We start from the raw sequence: 19,733 nt of genomic DNA on the forward strand, positions 1-19,733 counted from the left end.
AATTCCGATAAAACGTTATTCCATATCAAGCTGAATCGCCAGCCAACTTTGGATCCTTTTTCCCTTCTGTCCCCCGTATCATTTCTTCCATTCCGAAAGAAACGAGCATGAGAAGGACATGAGCGACACCACCACGCTGCACTACCTCGACTACGCCGCCACGACGCCCGCCGATCCGCGCGTGATCGAAGCGATGACGGCCTGCCTCGGCTTCGACGGCATCTTCGGCAACCCGGCATCGAGCTCGCATGCCGCCGGCCGGCTCGCGAAAGACAAGGTCGAGCAGGCCCGCGCGCAAGTCGCCGCGCTGATCGGCGCGGACGCCGACGAGATCGTCTGGACCTCGGGCGCCACCGAATCGAACAACCTCGCGCTGAAGGGCTATGCGGAAAACGCGACCGGCAAGCGCCACCTGATCACGAGCCGTATCGAGCACAAGGCCATTCTCGACACGATGGCGAACCTGTCGAAGCACGGCTCGACGGTCACGTTCCTGACGCCCACGCGCGACGGCGAGATCACCGCCGACGCGGTCGCGGCCGCCATCGGCCCCGATACGGGCCTCGTGTCGCTGATGCTCGTGAACAACGAACTCGGCACGCTGACCGATATTGGCGCAATCTCGCGCATCGTGCATGACGCGGGCGCGCTGCTCCACGTCGACGCCGCGCAGGCGCTCGGCAAGACGCCGATCGACGTGCGCGCGCTCGGCATCGACATGCTGTCGATGTCCGCGCACAAGGTGTACGGCCCGAAGGGGATCGGCGCGCTGTTCGTGCGCCGCGACATCGCGGATCAAATCGCCCCGCAGATTCACGGCGGCGGGCACGAGCGCGGCTTGCGTTCGGGCACGCTCGCGACGCATCAGATCGTCGGCATGGGCGTTGCATGCGAACTGGCCGCTGAAAAGCTCGACGGCGAAGCCGCACGGATCGCGGCGCTCGGCGCGCGCCTGACGGACGCGCTGGTCGCCCTCGGCGATGTCACGCAGAACGCGGCCGCCGCGCGCCGCATCCCGCACACGCTGAGCCTGACGGTGAATGCGCCGGGCTTCTTCCCGTTCATGCTCGGTGAAGCGCTGGCCGTGTCGTCGACGTCCGCATGCAACTCGACCAGCGGCGCACCGTCCCACGTGCTGACCGCGATCGGCCTCGATGCGGAAACGGCCGGCCGCACCGTGCGCGTAAGCTTCGGCCGCTTTACGACGGAGCAGGACGTCGATTTCGCGATCGCCTGCTTCCGCCAGGCGATCGAACAGTGTCGCGCGACGGCGGCGAACGGCTTCTCCGCGTCGCGGCAGATCACGCCGGCGGACCTGAAGGCGATCCGCAATGCCGGCTTCCGCTCGGTCATCTGCAACCGGCCGGACGGCGAAGGCGACGCCCATCCGGCGTTCGACGAAATCGCCGCGGCAGCCCGCGAACTGGGCCTCGAAGCACGCTACCTGCCGGTCGAGCGCGACGGCATCGGCGATGCGGAAATCGATGCCTTCGGTGCACTGGTCGACACGCTGCAGAAGCCGGTGCTCGCGTACTGCCGCAGCGGCAATCGCTCCGGCATGCTGTGGAATCGCCTGTCCGCCCGGCGCACGGCCACGGCTTCGGCCTGAGCGGGAACACCACCCCGTCACGCTCCGCCACCCGCGTTCGCGCACGAAGCCGATGCTTCGATGCGCGGCCGGATGGCGGTGGCGATCAACGCAACGTCATTCCCCCTCATCCCCTCTCACCGGCGTGTAAATCGCCAGCTTCAGCGCGGGATCGTCGTTCGCCTGGAACGTCGCGTATTCATAATGCTGCGCGCCCCGTTGCGCATGCTCGAACACCTTCCTGCCCGACACGCCGCTGCGCACGTCATGCGCATCCCACCATTGCGCGAACGCGCTGCTGCTCGCGCGCAAGCGCGCCACCAGCGCGACGAACGCGGGATCGCTCGCATGGAACGCGCCGCCCTCACGCGCCGTACGCATCCAGCGCCCTCAACGGCACATGCAGGCTTTCGTTCGCGGCAAACGCGTCGAGCAGATAGTCGACCGTCGCCTGTACGCGCGACGCCTTCAATGCGCGATGCGGATACTGCATCGCCATTTCGTAGCTGCCGGGCAAGTGATGGCGGTGCAGCAGCACCTTCAGCGCGCCGGCGCGCAGATGCGCCCACGCGAGGTGCACCCCGACCTGCGCGATGCCCAGCCCGTCACGGGCGGCCTGCAGCACGGCCTCCGGCGCGGAGAATGTCAGCAGCGCCGTCTCGCCCGGATCGACCGCCACGATGCTCCCGCCGCGCATCCTGAAGCTCCACGTCGCGACTCCGCCACCGAGAAACCGGCGTGCGATCAGCCGGTGCGCAACGAGATCGTCCGGCGCGCGCGGAATGCCGTGACGCTCCAGATAAGCGGGTGATGCAACCAGCACCGTATTCAGGCGAAAGACCGGCCGAGACACCAGCGCGGAATCGTGGATGTTGCCGCCGCGGATGACGATGTCGTAGCCGTCGCGTACGACGTCGACGATCCGGTCGTCGAAATCGGCCTCCACCGACAAGCCGGGGTAACGCGCCAGCAACCCGGGCAGCACCGGTTGCAGATGCTCGCGCCCGAACGCGGCGCTGGTCGAGATGCGTACGCGTCCTTGCGGCCCGAGCCGCTGCGCGACGATGCTGTCGACCGCCGAATCGAGCGCGTCCAGTGCGACGCGCGCCTCGCGCAGGAACACGCTGCCTTCGTCGGTGAGCTTCAGCGTGCGCGTGGTGCGGTTCATCAGCCGCACGCCGAGCGCCTGCTCGAGGCCCGCGACGTTCTTGCTGACGGCGGCCGACGTGATGCCGAGCATGCGCCCGGCCGCCGCGAAGCTGCCGGCATCGGCCGCATGCACGAACGACAGGATCGCCCGCGTGCGTTGTGACACATCCAAAGCAGCCTCCTTCGATCGACACGTTGCACGGTACACCTTCGCCTGCCGCCGATTATCAACCTGAAGTTGAGAGCGACTCAACCCGGGCCCGACTTCCGGTTGCGACCCGCGCCGCCCACAATCAGCCCATCGTTCAACGGACTGCAAAGGAATGTCCATGCTTGCCACCATCGTTTTCGACAGCGGTCACGGTCACACCGAGCGACAGGCGCAAGCCGTCGCGGAAGGCGTGCGGCGCGTGCCGGGCGCGGAAGTGCGGCTCGTCGCGGTCGCCGACGGCGCGATTCCGTGGGAGACGCTCGCCGCGAGCGACGCGATCATCTTCGGCTCGCCGACGTACAACGGCTCGATCAGCTCGCGGCTCAAGAAGTTCATGGAGGACTCGACGCGCCCCGCGTGGATTCCGCAAGCCTGGCGCAACAAGGTCGCGGCCGGCTTCACCAATTCCGGCGCGCAGCACGGCGACAAGCTGAACTCGCTGATGACGATGACGCTGTTCGCCGCGCAGCACGGGATGATCTGGGTCGGGCTCGACCTGTTCGCCGGCACCGCGACGAACGAGCGCAACCGGATCGGCGGCTGGCTCGGCGCGATGGCGCAGTCCGACGACGTGTCGCCGGAACTGTCACCGATCGCGAGCGACCTCGACACCGCCGCGCACCTCGGGCAGCGCGTCGCCGAACTGGCGTCGCGGTTCGCGGCCAGCGCGTAAGCAGCATCCCATTCCCAGGAGATCGACATGAAACTGCTGTGCCTTGACGTCCCGCTGCCCGGCGCCCGCCCGGACGCGTATCAGCCGCACCTGCTCGACGAAGTGCGCTACGCGTGGCAACTGCTCAAGCGCGGGATCGTCCGCGATATCTATTTCCGTCAGGATCGCCCCGGCGTCGCGATCATCGCGGAGTGCGAGTCGATCGAAAGCGCCCGCGAAGCGCTGCGCGAGTTTCCGCTGGCGAAGGCCGGGCTGATCGACTGGGACATCATTCCGCTTGGCGCGTTTCTCGGCTGGGAAGCGCTGTTTGCGACGGATCACGCGTAACTTTCACGGTCGGTGGCGTGACGCGAACGCGGCGCGCAATCGGGCTTCGATCAGGCCAGCCCCGGCGCCGGCGAATTCCGTCACAAGCCAGGCACGCATTGCCAGCCTGGCGCGCACGACGCGCTGCTACCTCGGATACTCCAGCTGCAGCGCGACCCAGCCTGACGTCGCATCGCCATAGCGTGCCGCGATGTCGGCAAGCACACCGGGCAGCACTGCTTCCCCACGCCGGTCAGCCGGCACCGTCATGCGCGCGTGCCGCGCATTCGCCGGCTGCGCCAGCAACCGCAGCCCGTGCCTCGACTCGACCACGCGCGCGTCTGCCGTCGCGACGACGTCACTGCGCCAGGTCCGCGCCCACGCGTCGGCGGTCAACGCAACCGGAAGCTCGTCGAACCCGGTTTCGACCGGCAGATCGAACGTCTCGTGCCGCCAGAACGCGACGCGGTTCGTCAGCGCGACCGCCACCGCACGCGCCGTCAACGCGAACCGGCTACCGTCGTGAACGTCGCTCCATGACTGTGCGCCCACGCGCCGCGCCGTCTCGCGCGCCGCTGCCGGCCCGGCCAGCGCATTCACCAACGCCAGCGAAGCGGGAAGCGACGCCGACACGCCGGTCGTCGTCATGGCGTTGCCGTCCATCACATAGCGGCGATCGTCGACCCACGTCGTATCGGCAAAGCGGCGACGCAGGCCTTCACGCGAATACCAGTGGGACGTCGCCGTACGATGCCGCAGCACGCCGGCGTTCGCGAGCACTTCCGCGCCCTCGCAGATCGCCACCATCGTTGCGCCGGCGGCGGCCTGCTTGCGTAACCATGCCAGCACGGCCGGGCTGTCCGCGCGATGCAGCGCGGGCACGATCACCACGTCGGCCCCCGCAGGCGTCGCGGCATCGAACCGGTCGAACGTCGTATCGGCCAGCATGCGCAGCGCGGGCATCAGCTCGACCTCGCCTTCATCGGCCGATACGGCGACGACATCGGCCGCCCCGGACGTCTTCAGCAGCGTGTACGGCACGATGAAATCGGTCGTCTCCGTTCCGGCGTTGTCCGCGACGATCGCCACGAGCGGCCGCGTGCGGCCCGCCTTCGGCGCGCCGATCGTCAGCGCTTGGGCGACCGGCCGTGCGTCCTCCGCCTTCACCGGCACCTGCCATCCCGCTGTACTTGCGCCCAGCATCGCGCACACGAGCAGCACCGCCCCGCCTGTCTTCCGTCCCCGCATCGTTCACCCGCAGCCGTCGATTGCATGTCCGGAAAATTACAAGGATCATGCTCGCGGTCACAAGGACAACTCCACCGCACTTTCCGCCATGTCCCAGTCAACCTGTTCGGCACGCGACATCGTCGTCGTCGGCTTCGAAGGCGTCCAGTCGCTCGACATCACGGGCCCGATGGAAGTGTTCGCGGTCGCGAACCGTCATCTTCCCGACCATGCCGCGCCGTACCGGCTCACGCTCGCGTCGCAACACGGCGGCGACATCGTCACGCACGCGGGCCTGCGCCTCGCCGGCACGGCCGCGCTCGCGGCGCTGCCCGAGCGGATCGACACGCTCATCGTCGCCGGCGGCGATGAAGCGGCGCTGCGCCACGCCGCGTCGGAAGCCGGCGTGCTGCCGTGGCTGCGCACGCGGATCGCGGGCACGCGGCGCATCGCGAGCATCTGCACGGGCGCGTTCGTGCTGGCGGCGGGCGGATGGCTGGACGGCCGGCGCGCGACCACGCACTGGAACCAGTGCGCGATGCTGCAGGCGCTCCGTCCCGACGCGCGGATCGAACCGGACGCGATCTACGTCAGCGATCCGCCGTTCCATACGTCGGCCGGCGTGACGGCGGGCATCGATCTGTGTCTCGCACTCGTCGAGGCGGATTGCGGCGCGCCGACCGCGCTCGCGGTCGCACGCGAACTCGTGCTGTTCATGCACCGGCCCGGCGGACAGGCGCAGTTCAGCGTCGGGCTCGGCTCGCTGGCCAACGCGACGCCGCGCATGCGCGCGCTGCTCGCCGACATCGCCGACGATCCGGCCGGCGATCTCGGCGTCGCCGCGCTGGCCGCGCGGATGCACATGAGCGAACGCTCGTTTGCGCGCAATTTTCTCAAGGAGACCGGACGATCGCCCGCGCAGTTCGTGCTGGCCGCACGCGTCGAGCGCGCGAAGGCGCTGCTGGAGCGGGCCGACTGGCCGCTCGAACGCATCGCCGAGCGGTCGGGATTCGGCAGCATCGACGCGTTGCAGCGCGCGTTCGCGAAGCAGGTCGGCGTCTCCCCGCGTGACTATCGCGCCCGCTTCGGACCGCGACACGGCAAGCCGCAAACGGAATAGGCCGTCGCCGGTTCCCGCTTGCGTCCGGGGCCGCTTGCGTGACGGCGATCCGGCGATCGCCCGCCGCCGTCGCCACCGCCACCGCCGCCGCGCCTCCGTCACGCTCCCGCTCCTCCCGACGACGAAGCGGGCCGACACGCCCTGTTCCGGTGCATCCCTCGGGATTTTCACTCCATTGCCGAAATCTGATAGAGCCGGGAAATTTGATTTCATACCGTTCACGCATCGGACTGGAAAGCGATGGCCGCTCGACACGGCATCGCGAGCCGCCGACGAATCCCAGGAGCGGGCCAGGTTCCTTGGCCCGGGCGGCGATGACGGTCCTGCCACGCAGGACATTCGTGACGGAGCGACCATGGATGCAAAACGCCAGCCTGATTCAGGCACCGACAGTGACGTAAGCCTGCTGCACAAGATGGGCTATGCGCAGGAACTGTCGAGACGTATGAGCGGTTTCTCGAACTTCGCGGTGTCGTTCTCGGTGATCTGCATCCTGTCGGGCGGCATTACCGCGTTCCAGCTCGCGTTTTCGGCCACCGGCGGCGCGTCGATCGGCCTCGGCTGGCCATTGGGCTCGCTGTTCGCGCTGATCGTCGCGGTGTCGATGTCGCAGATCGCGTCCGCGTTTCCGACCGCAGGCGGCCTCTATCACTGGGGCGCGATCCTCGGCGGGAAGAAATGGGGGTGGATGACCGCGTGGCTCAACCTGATCGGCCTGATCTTCGTGATCGCCGCGATCAACTTCGGCACCTACGATCCGTTCTTCAAGACGCTGATCGCGCCGATGTTCGGCGTCAGCCCGGACAGCCTGACCTGGTGGCACCAGACGGCGTTCATCGCGTTCATCACGATCTCGCAGGCGATCCTGAATGCGCGCGGCATCAGGATCGCGAGCAAGATCACCGACCTGTCGGGCTACCTCATCTTCGTGGTGACGATCGCGCTGGTGGTGTCGCTGCTCTATTACTCACCGGTCGCGTTCGACGCGCATCGGTTGGTGACGTTCATCAATTTCACCGGCGTCGACGGCGGCGCATGGCCGAAGCAGGCCACGCCGCTCGCGTTCCTGTCCGGCCTGCTGCTCGTGACCTACACGATCACCGGCTTCGACGCGTCCGCGCACACGTCGGAAGAGACGCACGATGCGGCCAAAAACGTGCCGCGCGGCATCATCGGGTCGGTGTTCTGGTCCGCGGTGTTCGGCTACGTGATGGTGTGCGCGTTCGTGCTGGTGATGCCCGACCTGACCGCCAGCATGAAGCAGGGCACCGGCTTTTTCGAGGCGATTCTCGCGCCGATTCCGAAGGCGTTGCGCGTCACCCTCGAACTCGCGATGTTCTTCATCAACTACGTGTGCGGGCTCGCGGCGATCATGTCGACGTCGCGAATGGTGTACGCCTTTGCACGCGACGGCGGCCTGCCGGCGTCGAAGCTGCTGCGCAGCGTGAGCCCGACGCACCGTACGCCCGGCCCCGCGATCTGGACGTGCGCGGTGCTCGCGATCGTCGTCACGCTGTACGGCGACGCGTTCTCGGTGCTGAGCGCCGGCAGCGCGGTGTTCCTGTTCATCTCGTATGCGATGCCGATCGGCTCCGGGATGCTGGCCGAAGGACGCTCGTGGACCGACAAGGGCCCGTTTCAACTGGGAATCTGGTCGAAGCCGTGTGCGCTGCTCGCGCTGGTCGGCGCGTGCGTGCTCGCGTATGTCGGCATCCAGCCGCCGAACGAGAAGGTGCTGTACGTGCTCGTCGGTTTCGTGGTGGTGCTGATGGTGATCTGGTATGGCTTCGGCGTGCGAAACACGTTCGCGGGGCCGCCGGTGCTGAAGGACACGCGCAATCTCGAGCGCATCCGCGAACTCGAGGCGAACGTCGATCCGTCTGTCTGAAGCGGATTCGAAGCAGGTTGAAAAAAAACCGACTCGCCGGCTTCGTGCCGCGAGTCGGTTTTTTCATGTCTACGCGTCACGACGAGATTCAACCGCCTTGCAGCGGTTGAATCTGGCGAGCATCCGCGATCAGACGGCGGAGAAACAGTTGTCGACGAACAGGTGCGTGCCGTTGACGAAACTCGACTCGTCGGACGCGAGGAACAGTGCGGCGGCCGCGACTTCCGAAGGCTCGCACAGGCGGCCTTGCTGCACCGCGATCGCCGCCTCGGTCGCGTCGACGCCCATCGCCTGCAGGTCCTTCAGTTCGCGCATCCCGTGCGGCGTGCGGATGAACCCCGGCGCGAGCGCGTTGCAGCGAATGCCGCGGTCGCGATACTCGACCGCGATCGCCCGCGCGAACATGTGGCACGCGCCCTTGGTCGCGTCATACAGCACTTCGCCCGGCGTCGCGCACACCGCCGAAATCGACGACGTGCAGACGATGCTGCCCCGCCCCTTCTCCAGCATCTGCGGCAGCACCGCTTGCGTCATCAGGAACATGCTCTTCACGTTCACGCCCATCAACCAGTCCCATTCCGATTCCTCGATGTCGAGGAACGGTTTGACGATCAGCGTGCCGGCGTGATTGAACAGGATGTCCGCGTTGCCGTACTGCTCCCGCGCGGCACTCACGGCCCGCTGGACTTCCGCCTGATTCGACACGTCGGCGCCGAGGCCGATCGCCTGCAGGCCCGCATCGCGCAGCCGGGACGCGAGCGTATCGGCGGCGTCGCCGTCGCGGTCGATGATCGCGACCTTCGCGCCCTGGGCGGCGAACAGTTCGGACGCCGCGCCGCCGCAGCCGCCGGCACCGCCGCTCACGATCGCGACCTTGCCGGCCAGGCGGCCGTCAATCTTGACATTCATGTTGCGTGCTCCATTCTGGTTCGTTTGGTCGGCTCAACTGAACAACGTCCGCAGGTGATCGTTGAGGAAATAGCCTTCGGGGTCCACGCTGCGACGCAGCGCGCGGAACGCCTCGGCCTTGGGGAACCAGCGATCGACGTCCTCGCGGTTCGTGAAATGCAGCTTGCCCCAGTGCGGCCGCGAGCCGTAGTCGCGCAGGATCGTGTCGACGCCCTTCAGGAACGGCCAGTAGTCGACGCCGTTCGGGCCGCCCGAGCATGAAATCGTGACGCTGTCCTGGTGGTTGAACGGGCTGATCCACGCCGGATCGCCCTTCGTGAAGCGGTACTCGACCGGGAAAATGCAGTCGCGGTGTTTCGTGAGGATCAGCTCGCGCACGCGGCGCAGCGCTTCCTTGCCGTGTTGCGCGGGCACTGCGTACTCGAGCTCGTGGAAGTTCGGCACGTAGTGGATCGCATACACCTCCGAGCTGTAGGCAATCTTCTCGTGCTCGCCTTCATGGAACGTGCGCGCGTCGGTGATATCCATCACCTTGATTTCGCACACGTCGTAGTCCTTCTTCGAATTCGACACCTTCGTCGTGTCGGGCAGGCAGTAGAGATCACGGCTGGCCGACGTCGGGCACCAGAAGAAACCGAAATGCCGGTGCTTCGCGGCCAGGTCGTCGTACTGCTCCATCAGCGCGTCGAAGTCCTCGCGCCACACGCGGTCGTGCAGCCAGAACGCATCGGTCACCTGCAGCGTGATCTCCGACACCACGCCGAACATCCCGATGTTCACCTGTGTCGCATGCAGCAGGTCGAGGTCCTGCCGGTCACTCACTTTCATGATCGAGCCGTCCGGGCGCACGATGCGCATTCCGACGACCTGCGACGACAGGTTGCCCAACGTCGTCCCCGTGCCGTGCGTGCCGGTGGCCAGCGCGCCGGCAATCGCCTGCGAATCGATGTCGCCCTGGTTGACGAGCGACAGGCCGAGTGCCTTCAGGTGGCGCGTCACTGCATTGATTTTGGTGCCGGCCTTCACGGTCACGCGCTTGCGCGCTTCGTCGACCTCCACGATGCCCTGGTAGTCCTGCAGCGACAGCAGCAGGCCGCTGGTGGCCACCACGGGCGTGAACGAGTGCCCCGACCCCGCGCACCGCACGTGCTTGCCTTGCCGCGTCGCGGCATGCACCAGTGCCGCGATCTCGGCCTCGCTGGTGGGCGACGCCAGGTGCGCGGCCACGCACGATTGATTGCCGACCCAGTTTCTCCAGAATCCGCCACGGGGAAGTTCCATCACGTCTCTCCAGCGTCGTATGGGTGCCAACGGTAAGGTACCGAAAGGTTTTCCACTATCGGATTTCGGCAAGTCAGGGTTTTGACGAGACGATACCCGTCCGGTGCTTTTTAACCGGCGCGACGAGCGGCTACAATGAATCGATCCAGCCCGCCCGTTCCCGCCCTCCGCCCTCGATGACGCCGTCTGCCCACCCGAGCGATTTCTCCGGCGATCCGCTGTTCGCGCGAACGGTCGCGTTCTGCGCGTTCACCGACGTGGAGGAACAGGCGCGCGCGTTCGACGGCTGGAACATGAACTACACGCAGATCTCCGGTGGGCGGTTTCACGGCTCGTCGTCGATCGTGTCGCTGGGCGGCATCAAGCTGCTGGTCGAGGATCTCGACAAGGTCATCCTGCAGCAAGGCGCGGTGCCGACGGAGCGGATCGCCGTGGCCGTGCCGCTGGAGCTGGAAGGGCATGCGCGCCTGTGCGGCGAGAAGAGCGGCCGCGACAGCCTGCACGTGTTCTCGAGCCAGCCGGCCTTCGAGTTCTACTCGCCCGACCGCCATCTGCTCGTGAACGTCGAGATCGAGCCGGAGAAGCTGTCGACGCAGGCGCTGCGCACGGTGGCCGCGTCGCTGCGTGCCCAAACCCATGCGCCTGTGATCCCGATGGCGACCGGCGTGGCCGATCATCTGCGCGACCTGCTGCGCCAGACACTGGCCGCCGCCGTAAAAACCACCCGCATCGACGACGTGACGACGCAGGACAGGATCGAACTGCTCGAACGCACCGTGCTGTACGCGATTTCGGAAGTGATGACGGCCGCGACGCCGGAGGCCGGCGCACAGATCGTGCGCCCGACGAAGTACTGGTCGCTGGTCAGTGCGGTGCGGGAGCGGCTGCAGGACGCATCGACCTGCCCGCTGTCGATCGCCGAGCTGTGCGTGGAACTCGGTGTGAGCCGGCGCACCGCGCAATACGCGTTCCAGGACACGTTGAACCTGAACCCGATCGCTTACTTGCGGGCCGTGCGGCTGAACCACGTGCGCCGCGAGCTTCGGCTCGGCGACTCGGTGACGACCGCGGCCACCAAGTGGGGCTTCTGGCACCTGAGCAGTTTTGCGCAGGACTATCGCGCGATGTTCGGCGAACTGCCGTCGGCCACCGCGAAGCGCTACGCGCGCCAGGCCCTCTAGCGCCTGTCGTCCACGCTGTCGTTCACCTTTCGGCGGCCGGTGCGCAAAAATCCGCACCGGCCACCACCCTGCCTGCTACGTCACTCGTCCTGCTGTTCCTGCTGCGCCTGCACCTGCCGCTGCTGGATGAACTGCCGCACATCGCTCATCGTCACGCGGCCGGTGTGCTTCGCATCGATCTCGTCGAAGTGCTTCGACACGAAGCCGAGACCGCTGCTCTGCGCCTGCGCCTTCGTCACGGCCGCGCCGTTGCTCAGCACCGTATTGGCGCCGAGCCGCGCATCGACACGCTGCTGCGCCTGCTGCTGCAGCGTCGCGCCGGTCGACGGCAACACCGGCGCCGCTTTCGTGGCGGGAAAGAACGGACCGTCGACACCGCGCCCGCCGTGCGGCAGCTTCACCGGCGCCACCGCCTGGGGCGGCAACGCGTAGGCACTGCTCATCACGGCACCGAGGACGATCAACGGAGACATACGCCGCATCAATTTGATTAGGGACATGATCACTCGCATTCAATGGATGAATAGAGGGTTCCTTTGACAAGGAGTCCGTCGCTCAGGCTCGCTCACGGGGCCGCCGCCAGCGTCGTCCCGGCGGTCGCGCCCGGGACGCTGCCGGTCGGCACGCTCGGCGGGTTTTCATCCGGCCACGGCGGCGGCAGCATGTGCAGCGTCAGCGCCGTCGGAATCCGCGCCCCCTTGTAGAACGTCTTCAGGTCCCGCTTCATCTGCGGACGGGCGACGTCGTCCAGGTAGGTCATGTGGCCGCCCTGGAAGAAGTTCACCTGCAGCTTCGGATTCAGGCCCTTCACCGTCTGCAGCCGCGCGAGTTGCTTCTCGGTGTTGAAGAACGGCGTCGCGAGATCGTGGAAGCCATTCTCCGCGAGCACGCGAAGCTTCGGGTTGAGCTGCAGCGCACCGAGCAGATCGGGGATCGTGTCGGGCATCGGCTGGCCGTCGTGCGTGAAGTCCCAGACGCCGATGATGTTGTCGTTCAGCGGCAGGTACGTCGCGTTCGGTGCGGTGTAGCCGAGGTAATCCGGCATCTGCGTCGCGAGCGCGTTCGTGAACGGCTGCGAGATCAGGATGTCGGACGGGTCGCCGTCGTTCTGCAGGCGCGGATCGGAATTCGGCAACGACACGCGTCCGTCATACCGGCCGATCGTCGTCCCGGGCAGCAGGCTCGTGCCGAACGGATTCGCGTTGAAGTAGCCGCGCAGCGCCTGTTGCGTGAGGCTCGACGGGATCGACCACAGCTTGAGCGTCGCATCGCTCGGGAACACCGGCGTGCCGAGCGCATCCGGAATGCCGAGCTGGCTCAACACCCACGACTGCGAGTACTTCTGCAGCTGGTTGTAGATCAGCGTCGTGAACAGTTCCGTCTGCAGTGCGTACAGACCGGGGTTCACCGGTGCCGGCGACACCTGGTTGAAGTACGCCGCGACCGCCGCATAACCCGGCAGGTAGCCGGCCACGGTATCGGTTTCGAGCAGCAGCCCCTCCGTCGACTGCGTGATCGCGACGGCTTCCACCGCATCCGCGAAGTAGTTCAGGATCGCCGACTGCAGCACGATGCCCGTCAGGTGCACGCCGGCCGATTCGAGTGCCAGCGCGAGCATGTCGGTACGCGGCGTGCCGTACGATTCGCCGTACAGGTAGATCGGCGACGTGCCGCGGCTGTTGACGTTCAGGTAGCGCTGGATGAAGTCGCGCATGATGTTCACGTCCGCATCCGAACCCCAGTACTTCTGGTTGGTGTTCGGCAACACGGCTTCCGACAGCCCGGTGCCGGGCGGGTCGATGAACACGAGGTCGGTGGTGTCGATCAGGCTTTCGGCGTTGTCGACGAGCGGATAGTTCGGCCAGTTGCTGCCGAACAGCGGATCGGGCGTGGCCACGCGGGTCGGCGCGAACGAGCCGAGCCGCAGCCAGATCGACGACGAGCCGGGGCCGCCGTTATAGACGAACGTGACGGGGCGCGGCTTGCCGTTCGTGCTCGGCGCGGTGTACGCGACATACGACATCGACGCTTCCGGGTTGCCGCTCGCGTCCTGCGCGGTCAGGTGGCCGGTGGTGGTCGTGTAGTTGACGGTCGTGCCGCCGTTTTTCCACTGGTAATGCATGACGGCGGCTTTCTCGGACACCTGCCCGGGGGCCAGGCCGTCGGTCGCATTCATCGAATACGCAACCGGGTCGACGTACGGCTGGTTGGCTGGCGTCTGCCCGGCCGCCTGTTGCGCGCTCGCCTGCTGGCTGGCGGTGGCCTGCGCGAGGCTCGACGCACCGACGGACGACGAATCGTCGCCGCCGCATGCCGCGAGCGCCAGTGTCATGACGGTCAATGCACCTAGCCCGGCCAACCGGCCGTGACGGCCACGGCGGCTGCCGGTACAGCTCCTGTCTGGTTTCATCTCTGTCCTTTGATTCGGATACCGTTTCACACAGGCCGCCAACGCCTGCGAAACGCGCAGGCGAACCCGCCACTCGCGTTGCACGGTCGGCAGTCGGCGGTTGGGGATTGGACTTCCAAGAGACTGAACTTGATACAGACACAGCAAACTGCTGGCGAGAATGGTGCTCGGACGCCCCCTGCAGTTTGGACAACTTTTATATGACCCAAATTTACGACAACACAAAAATAGGCGGTGCTGCGCCGCGTTGTCAAAGATCATTCGGATATTAAAAAACCCGCAATGATGCTAACGGCGGACAGTGTCTGGCAATTGAAAGAAAACGGGATTATTCGCGCATTGCGCGCTCTATCGACAATAATCCGCCGAATCTGCCGCTTTTATCGCACAACCGGCAATCCTTTACCCGCGTTGGTGTTGCGCTTCGAAAGCCTTCAGATCGCCGGAATCATTCTTTCATTTTAATTATCCGGGATCGATTAATTCGGCGTGACGGCATGCATGCGCCGCCATTCGATGATTCAAGTCACTTCAGCCATTCTTCAATCGATGCGCTTATCCGCACCGCGTCATCCATAAAATACCGATTTCTCCAATTCTATAAAATTCAGCGGAATTATTTACCCTTTCTATTGCTGGCCTTCCAGCAGGGATGAAGCGCGACATGCAGCCTCGCCGCACGCCGCGCTTCATCCGCATTCAATCCGCCATTACTTCCCGCCGCCCGGCAGCGCGATATCGATCAGCACCGGATCGTGATCCGACGAGCGATATGCATCCGGCGCGTAGAACGTCTTCTGCTGCTCGGCCGACTTGTACGCGAGCGTGTACTGCAGCGCAAGCGGCTCGTCCGCGTTGATGTGCCATTCGTGCACGGCCTTCACGTGCGATGCGAGCGGCAGCGTCGCGAGCGCGTGATCGAGGTAGCCGGCTTCGCCGTTGTACACGTAGCTGTACGCATTCGCGCCGATCCAGCGTGCGACGAGGTTGCGGTAGCCGCGCGATTCGAGCGTGCGGATCGGGTCTTCGTACGTGTAGCTGTTGAAGTCGCCGATCAGCAGCACGCCCTGGCCGGCGACGCCCGTCGGGTTGCCGGCGAGCCAGTCGGCCACCTTCGCCGCCGCGCGCGTGCGCGTCGGGTTCCAGCAGCCCTGGCCGTCGCCCTGGTCGAGATCGTCGTTCGCGGCGTCCGGGCAGTTCTTCGACTTCAGGTGGTTCACGGCCACCGTCAGCGACTGCTTGTTGCCGTTGATCAGCCGGAACGACTGCGCGAGCGGCTGGCGGTTCTTGTCGTCGATCGCGAGCGTCGCCGCGCGGCCGACCGGTTCGACCTTGCGGCTGTCGTAGATCATCGCGACCGTGATCGCATCGCCGCCGAGGCGCGACACGCCCGGATCGACGACGCGCCACTGGTTGCCGAGCTTCGCCGCGAGCTGGCGCACCGCGCTCAGTTCGCCGTAGCCGTTGTTCTGGATTTCCATCAGACCGATCACGTCGGCGTCGATCGCCTTCAGCGCGCTGACGATCTTCGCTTCCTGGCGCTGGAATTCCTGGAAGTTCTTCGCGCCGCGATTGTTCGGATCGTCGAAGCCGCCGCCGAGACCGTTGCCGTTGAAGTAGTTCAGGACATTGAACGACGCCACGCGCAGGTTCGATTTCGGATCGCGCGCCGGTGCGTTGGTGCGCGGGTTCGTGCGGGCTTCGAATGCCGGCACGGCGGCGCCCGGCAGCGGCTGCACGCGCCATGCGCCGTAACGCACTTCGAGCACGCCTTCGACGTCGCGCACCGTGTAGCCCGCGCGCAGCGTGTTCGCGGCCGACAGGCCCGGCGCCGGGTACGGCACGGTCGCGGGATTCTGCTTGTTCGAGCCGTCGTCGAGGATCAGGCGGTTGCGTGCGTTCGCCTCGATCTGCGTCTGCGCCTGCGCGGGCGGCACGACGCTCGTCGGCGTGCGCAGGCGGCCGTTGCTGAGCATCACGCTGCCGTAGCGGCCGAGCTCGTAGTTGTCGGTGACGTTCAGCGTCTGCGGCAGGCGCACCCGCATCCCTTCATACGCGGCGAACGCGTTCGGGCTGTCGACCGGCAGCGTGAGCGTCACGGGCGTGACGGTCTGGTTGTTCGCGCACACCGCGATCGCACCCGACTGCGTGAGCTGCGTCTGGCCGTATTTCTCCTCGACCTTGCCCGTCACATGCACGAGGTCGCCCGCTTTCGCCCGCACCTTCGGCGCGTAGACGAACAGCCCTTCCGACACGCCCGGCTGGTTGCGGCGCTGCGCGTCGGCCTGCTGGACGAAGAAGCCGCCGAAGCCGTCCGTGCCGCCGAAATCGGCGGTGACGACCGCTTCGATCGACACGTTCTGGCCGGCGAGCGGCGACGGCGCGCCCGGCCCCTGGATATCGGCGATCGGCGTCGTGCTGCCGCCGCAGTTCGGGCTGACGGGCGCGGCCGTGGCGGCGAAAACCGGCGCAGCGAGCGTCGGGAGCAGCAATAGCGGGGTGAAGAGGCGGATTGTCGAGCGCATGACGGGGAATCCCGGTTGTGAGGGTGGCGAAAGCTTAGCGGCGCTCAATGACAGTTTTTGGTAATCGAAAGACAGGCGGATGTAATTGTCGTCATCACGCCGCGATCGCCGTCGAGCGTGCGTTTACGCCTGAAAAGCGGGGCAATCGTCTGATGAAAATCCACCATGCCCGTGACGATTGCCCCGCGTGGTCTTGCTGCGCGGCTCCGCGCTGTCTCGCTACACCGTGCCCGGCAACGCGCTCGACACAAGCACGGCCGCGACCATCAGCACGCCGCCGAGTACGACCGCCTCGATCCGCAGCACTGTGCCGAATCGTTTCAGCGAACCAGCCGGCATCGAGGCGGCCGGATCCTTCAACGCAGCCAGCAACGTTGGCATCCCGAAGAAGCGATTGTGTCCGCCGAGCGCCGCCGCGATCAGCACGAGCGCGAGCTTCAGCAGCAGGATCTGCCCGTACGTCGATGCGAGCAGATTGGCGGGCGTATCGACGCCGCGCCAGCCGTTGTACGCACCGGTCGCGAACAGCACGATCAACGCGTAAGTCGATGCATCGGACAGCGACTGCACGAACGATGCGCCGGTCGTGCGTTCGCTTGCGGGCATCGTGGCAAGCCTCGGCATCACGCTGAATGCCGTCACGAGCACGAGCCCGACCCATGCGCTGATCGCCAGCAGATGCAGCCAGTCGATCCACACCGGCACGCTGAACAATCCGGCATCCACCGGATGTCCGCCGTTGCTGCGTGCGAGCGCGACGCAGGCCAGCGCGGCCCACATCGCAAACGGCCAGCGCGACGCGTTCGCGTGCCGGACGAACGACAGCACCACGACAACGAGCATGAACACCGCGCCGGCCAGCCACGCATGACCGAACCCGGTGCCCGCGAGCATCGCGCAGACGGCCGGCCCCGCTTCGAGCAACGACACCTCGCTCATCAGCGCGCAGTGCGCCCAGAACGCGGTGACGCTTGCGAGCAGCGAGATGACGGACGCGATGCGCAGCGTCGCGACGAGCCGCCGCCCGATGCCGTGCTGCCACGCCGACGCGCCGCGCGCGAGCCAGTGGCGGCCGAGCAGCGCGCCGATGACGACGGCGAACCCGGCGTTCTGGATCGCCACCGATACCAGCCGCAGGAGACCGATGAAACCGTCGTTCACCCCTTCACCCTGAACGTATAGGTGCCTTTCGTGCGATGCGCGTCGGCCGTCATCGCCACCCACTGCACCGTGTACGCGCCGGGCGCGAGCTTCGGCATCGCGACGGTCATCACGCGCGGGTTCGCCGCATCGACCTTCGCCTTGTCCTGCGTGACGGCGTTGCCGTTCGCATCCGATACCTTCACCGAGCTGAACGCCGGTTCGAGGTCTTCATTGAAGGTGAGCCGCACCGTGTCGGGCGCGGTGTCGACCGTGCTGCCTGTCGCCGGTGCCGCGCTTTCCAGCTTGCCGTGCGCGGATGCCGCGATCGGTGCGGCGGCGAGCATCGCACCGGTCGCGACGATCGCGGCCAGCCGCGTGAGGGTCGTGATCTTCATGTGCACGCTCCGCGTCACGGCTTCTTCAGCTCGACGACGGTCAGCGCACCGTCCACGTCTTCCGCGACGAAGTCGATCTTGTCGCCCGCTTTCACCTGCGACAGCATCGCCGGGTCCTTCACCTTGAACACCATCGTCATCGCGTCCATCCCGAGGTTTTCGAGCGGGCCGTGCTTGATCGTCAGCTTGCCGGCGGCCGTGTCGACCTTGCGGATTTCGCCGTGCGACATGCGCTGCGCCGCCGCGGCTTCCTGCTTCGCACCGCCGCTCATGTCCATGCCGGCCATGTCGCCGGCCGCGTACGATGCGCCGGAAAACACCAGTGCACACCCCATTGCCATCGAAACCAGTCCCTTCTTCATCGTGTCGACTCCCAGTGAATGAAACGAAACCGGCGGCCGCATGCACGCATGCCGCCGCATGCTGCTGCTCAACCGTCCGGCAGTTCGCCGGTGTACTCGTATGCGACGGTGCCCTTCGGATGTTTGAACCAGCCCGGATCGCGATAGTCGTTACGGCCGAGCCCCTGCCGCACCTTGCAGACCGTGAACATGCCGCCCATCTCCAGCGGCCCGAACGGGCCCGTGCCCGTCATCATCGGCAGCGTGTTGTCGGGCAGCGGCATCTCCATGCCGCCCATCGCGCCGCCGGTGCTGCCCATCGCCATGTAGTCGGGCACGAGCTTGCCGATGCGCTGCGCGAGATCCTTCTGCGGCACGCCGATCAGGTTCGGCACCTGGTGGCCCATCGCATTCATCGTGTGATGCGACTTGTGGCAATGGAATGCCCAGTCGCCCGGGCGATCGGCGGTGAACTCGATCGCGCGCATCTGGCCCACCGCGACATCCGCGGTCACTTCCGGCCAGCGCGCGGCCGGCGGAATCCAGCCGCCATCGGTGCCCGCGACTTCGAAGCTGTAGCCGTGCAGGTGGATCGGATGGTTCGTCATCGTCAGGTTGCCGAAGCGAATCCGCACGCGGTCGCCCGCGCGCACCGGCAGCGGATCGATGCCCGGGAACACGCGCGAGTTGAAGGTCCACATGTTGAAGTCGGTCATCTCGTTCACGCGCGGCGTGTAGCTGCCCGGATCGATGTCGTATGCGGCGAGCAGGAACACGAAATCGCGATCGACCGGCATCGTGCCGCGATCCTTCGGGTGCACGATGAACATGCCCATCATCCCCATCGCCATCTGCACCATCTCGTCGGCGTGCGGGTGGTACATGAACGTGCCGTGCGCTTCCAGCTGGAACTCGTAGACGAAGGTCTTGCCGGGCGGGATATGCGGCTGCGTGAGGCCGCCGACGCCGTCCATCCCGTTCGGCAGCCGCAGCCCGTGCCAGTGGATCGTCGTGTGCTCGGGCAACCGGTTGGTCACGAAGATGCGTACCTTGTCGCCTTCGACGGCCTCGATCGTCGGGCCCGGCGACTGGCCGTTGTAGCCCCACAGGTTCGCGTTCATGCCGGGCGCCATCTCGCGCACGACGGGCTCGGCCGTCAGGTGGAATTCCTTCCAGCCGTTCTTCATCCGCCACGGCAGCGTCCAGCCGTTCAGCGTCGCGACGGGCGTGTACGGGCGGCCGTTCGGCGGCACGAGCGGCGGCTGTGTGGCCGTTTTCGCCATCGTGGGCGCTTCGGGCAGCGACGCGGCGCCGGCCTTGCTGACCATCGCGGCGCCCAGCAGCGCGGCGCCCGAGCCGCTGAGAAATTGTCGACGGGACACCATG

19 protein-coding genes are annotated in these 19,733 nt (G+C 66.4%); 7 read left to right on the plus strand and 12 right to left on the minus strand.

Translation table 11 applies throughout. The annotated features are described in order from the left end of the window. Positions 1-118: 118 nt before the first annotated feature. Complete coding sequence (locus tag CFB45_RS28395) at positions 119-1,609, plus strand: aminotransferase class V-fold PLP-dependent enzyme (protein ID WP_089428396.1); 1,491 nt, start codon at positions 119-121, stop codon at positions 1,607-1,609. Positions 1,610-1,705: 96 nt separating this feature from the next. On the opposite strand, the gene CFB45_RS28400 is transcribed toward CFB45_RS28395, so the two are convergent. Both CFB45_RS28400 and CFB45_RS28405 read right to left on the minus strand, forming a co-directional pair. Further along, entirely contained in the window at positions 1,706-1,969 is a 264-nt protein-coding gene (locus CFB45_RS28400) for an MmyB family transcriptional regulator (RefSeq protein ID WP_256978385.1), read from the minus strand. Continuing rightward, the gene (locus CFB45_RS28405; protein WP_089428397.1) at positions 1,953-2,909 is read right to left on the minus strand and encodes a LysR family transcriptional regulator; all 957 of its coding nucleotides are present in this window, start codon (positions 2,907-2,909) and stop codon (positions 1,953-1,955) included. The genes CFB45_RS28400 and CFB45_RS28405 overlap by 17 nt, the downstream gene beginning before the upstream one ends. Positions 2,910-3,066: 157 nt before the next feature. On the opposite strand from CFB45_RS28405, the gene CFB45_RS28410 reads away from it, so the two are divergent. Further along, the gene (locus CFB45_RS28410; RefSeq protein WP_089429187.1) at positions 3,067-3,621 is read left to right on the plus strand and encodes a flavodoxin family protein; all 555 of its coding nucleotides are present in this window, start codon (positions 3,067-3,069) and stop codon (positions 3,619-3,621) included. A 27-nt stretch (positions 3,622-3,648) separates the two neighbouring features. Next, the gene (locus tag CFB45_RS28415) at positions 3,649-3,948 is read left to right on the plus strand and encodes a superoxide dismutase (RefSeq protein ID WP_089428398.1); all 300 of its coding nucleotides are present in this window, start codon (positions 3,649-3,651) and stop codon (positions 3,946-3,948) included. Between the two features lie 126 nt (positions 3,949-4,074). On the opposite strand, the gene CFB45_RS28420 is transcribed toward CFB45_RS28415, so the two are convergent. Further along, on the minus strand, positions 4,075-5,175 hold the full coding sequence (locus tag CFB45_RS28420; RefSeq protein ID WP_089428399.1) for a DJ-1/PfpI family protein: 1,101 nt from the start codon (positions 5,173-5,175) through the stop codon (positions 4,075-4,077). 88 nt (positions 5,176-5,263) lie between these two features. Here CFB45_RS28420 and CFB45_RS28425 point away from each other — a divergent pair, with 88 nt between their 5' ends. After that, positions 5,264-6,274: a GlxA family transcriptional regulator gene (locus tag CFB45_RS28425; RefSeq protein WP_089428400.1), complete on the plus strand. Its 1,011-nt coding sequence runs from the start codon at positions 5,264-5,266 to the stop codon at positions 6,272-6,274. 355 nt (positions 6,275-6,629) lie between these two features. Then, positions 6,630-8,162 (plus strand): amino acid permease, encoded by a 1,533-nt coding sequence (locus tag CFB45_RS28430; RefSeq protein ID WP_089428401.1) that lies wholly within the window; start codon positions 6,630-6,632, stop codon positions 8,160-8,162. Positions 8,163-8,291: 129 nt separating this feature from the next. Here the strand turns inward: CFB45_RS28430 and CFB45_RS28435 are convergent, their stop codons facing one another. After that, on the minus strand, positions 8,292-9,071 hold the full coding sequence (locus tag CFB45_RS28435) for an SDR family NAD(P)-dependent oxidoreductase (protein WP_089428402.1): 780 nt from the start codon (positions 9,069-9,071) through the stop codon (positions 8,292-8,294). Between the two features lie 33 nt (positions 9,072-9,104). Next, on the minus strand, positions 9,105-10,352 hold the full coding sequence (locus CFB45_RS28440) for a D-arabinono-1,4-lactone oxidase (protein WP_089428403.1): 1,248 nt from the start codon (positions 10,350-10,352) through the stop codon (positions 9,105-9,107). A gap of 176 nt (positions 10,353-10,528) precedes the next feature. Between CFB45_RS28440 and CFB45_RS28445 the strand changes: the two genes are divergently transcribed. After that, the gene (locus CFB45_RS28445; RefSeq protein WP_089428404.1) at positions 10,529-11,533 is read left to right on the plus strand and encodes a helix-turn-helix domain-containing protein; all 1,005 of its coding nucleotides are present in this window, start codon (positions 10,529-10,531) and stop codon (positions 11,531-11,533) included. Positions 11,534-11,613: 80 nt separating this feature from the next. Here the strand turns inward: CFB45_RS28445 and CFB45_RS28450 are convergent, their stop codons facing one another. Further along, entirely contained in the window at positions 11,614-12,045 is a 432-nt protein-coding gene (locus CFB45_RS28450) for a 2-oxoglutarate dehydrogenase (RefSeq protein WP_069250688.1), read from the minus strand. Between the two features lie 53 nt (positions 12,046-12,098). Continuing rightward, a complete protein-coding gene (locus CFB45_RS28455; RefSeq protein ID WP_089428405.1) occupies positions 12,099-13,943 on the minus strand; it encodes a S10 family serine carboxypeptidase-like protein in 1,845 nt (614 codons plus the stop codon). A gap of 234 nt (positions 13,944-14,177) precedes the next feature. On the opposite strand from CFB45_RS28455, the gene CFB45_RS28465 reads away from it, so the two are divergent. Then, the gene (locus tag CFB45_RS28465; RefSeq protein WP_254600269.1) at positions 14,178-14,408 is read left to right on the plus strand and encodes a hypothetical protein; all 231 of its coding nucleotides are present in this window, start codon (positions 14,178-14,180) and stop codon (positions 14,406-14,408) included. A 245-nt stretch (positions 14,409-14,653) separates the two neighbouring features. On the opposite strand, the gene CFB45_RS28470 is transcribed toward CFB45_RS28465, so the two are convergent. From CFB45_RS28470 to CFB45_RS28490, 5 genes are all read right to left on the minus strand, one after another. After that, positions 14,654-16,468, minus strand: coding sequence for an ExeM/NucH family extracellular endonuclease (locus CFB45_RS28470; protein ID WP_089428406.1), 1,815 nt, complete (start codon positions 16,466-16,468; stop codon positions 14,654-14,656). A gap of 219 nt (positions 16,469-16,687) precedes the next feature. After that, complete coding sequence (locus CFB45_RS28475; RefSeq protein WP_089428407.1) at positions 16,688-17,629, minus strand: CopD family protein; 942 nt, start codon at positions 17,627-17,629, stop codon at positions 16,688-16,690. Continuing rightward, entirely contained in the window at positions 17,626-18,006 is a 381-nt protein-coding gene (gene copC / locus CFB45_RS28480; protein WP_089428408.1) for a copper homeostasis periplasmic binding protein CopC, read from the minus strand. Before copC ends, CFB45_RS28475 begins: the two co-directional genes overlap by 4 nt. 14 nt (positions 18,007-18,020) lie before the next feature. Next, entirely contained in the window at positions 18,021-18,368 is a 348-nt protein-coding gene (locus tag CFB45_RS28485; protein WP_089428409.1) for a copper-binding protein, read from the minus strand. 68 nt (positions 18,369-18,436) lie between these two features. Next, positions 18,437-19,732 (minus strand): multicopper oxidase family protein, encoded by a 1,296-nt coding sequence (locus tag CFB45_RS28490; RefSeq protein WP_089428410.1) that lies wholly within the window; start codon positions 19,730-19,732, stop codon positions 18,437-18,439. Position 19,733: the final 1 nt, after the last annotated feature.

The organism is Burkholderia sp. HI2500, assembly GCF_002223055.1.
Classification (GTDB): domain Bacteria; phylum Pseudomonadota; class Gammaproteobacteria; order Burkholderiales; family Burkholderiaceae; genus Burkholderia.

Coding starts and splice junctions, on each gene's coding strand:
- CFB45_RS28425 (WP_089428400.1), top strand. CDS start 5,264: ATGTCCCAGTCAACCTGTTCGGCACGCGACATCGTCGTCGTCGGCTTC.
- CFB45_RS28445 (WP_089428404.1), top strand. CDS start 10,529: ATGACGCCGTCTGCCCACCCGAGCGATTTCTCCGGCGATCCGCTGTTC.
- CFB45_RS28430 (WP_089428401.1), top strand. CDS start 6,630: ATGGATGCAAAACGCCAGCCTGATTCAGGCACCGACAGTGACGTAAGC.
- CFB45_RS28490 (WP_089428410.1), bottom strand. CDS start 19,732: ATGGTGTCCCGTCGACAATTTCTCAGCGGCTCGGGCGCCGCGCTGCTG.
- CFB45_RS28450 (WP_069250688.1), bottom strand. CDS start 12,045: ATGCGAGTGATCATGTCCCTAATCAAATTGATGCGGCGTATGTCTCCG.
- CFB45_RS28440 (WP_089428403.1), bottom strand. CDS start 10,352: ATGGAACTTCCCCGTGGCGGATTCTGGAGAAACTGGGTCGGCAATCAA.
- CFB45_RS28400 (WP_256978385.1), bottom strand. CDS start 1,969: ATGCGTACGGCGCGTGAGGGCGGCGCGTTCCATGCGAGCGATCCCGCG.
- CFB45_RS28395 (WP_089428396.1), top strand. CDS start 119: ATGAGCGACACCACCACGCTGCACTACCTCGACTACGCCGCCACGACG.
- CFB45_RS28455 (WP_089428405.1), bottom strand. CDS start 13,943: ATGAAACCAGACAGGAGCTGTACCGGCAGCCGCCGTGGCCGTCACGGC.
- CFB45_RS28485 (WP_089428409.1), bottom strand. CDS start 18,368: ATGAAGAAGGGACTGGTTTCGATGGCAATGGGGTGTGCACTGGTGTTT.
- CFB45_RS28435 (WP_089428402.1), bottom strand. CDS start 9,071: ATGAATGTCAAGATTGACGGCCGCCTGGCCGGCAAGGTCGCGATCGTG.
- CFB45_RS28420 (WP_089428399.1), bottom strand. CDS start 5,175: ATGCGGGGACGGAAGACAGGCGGGGCGGTGCTGCTCGTGTGCGCGATG.
- CFB45_RS28410 (WP_089429187.1), top strand. CDS start 3,067: ATGCTTGCCACCATCGTTTTCGACAGCGGTCACGGTCACACCGAGCGA.
- CFB45_RS28470 (WP_089428406.1), bottom strand. CDS start 16,468: ATGCGCTCGACAATCCGCCTCTTCACCCCGCTATTGCTGCTCCCGACG.
- CFB45_RS28415 (WP_089428398.1), top strand. CDS start 3,649: ATGAAACTGCTGTGCCTTGACGTCCCGCTGCCCGGCGCCCGCCCGGAC.
- copC (WP_089428408.1), bottom strand. CDS start 18,006: ATGAAGATCACGACCCTCACGCGGCTGGCCGCGATCGTCGCGACCGGT.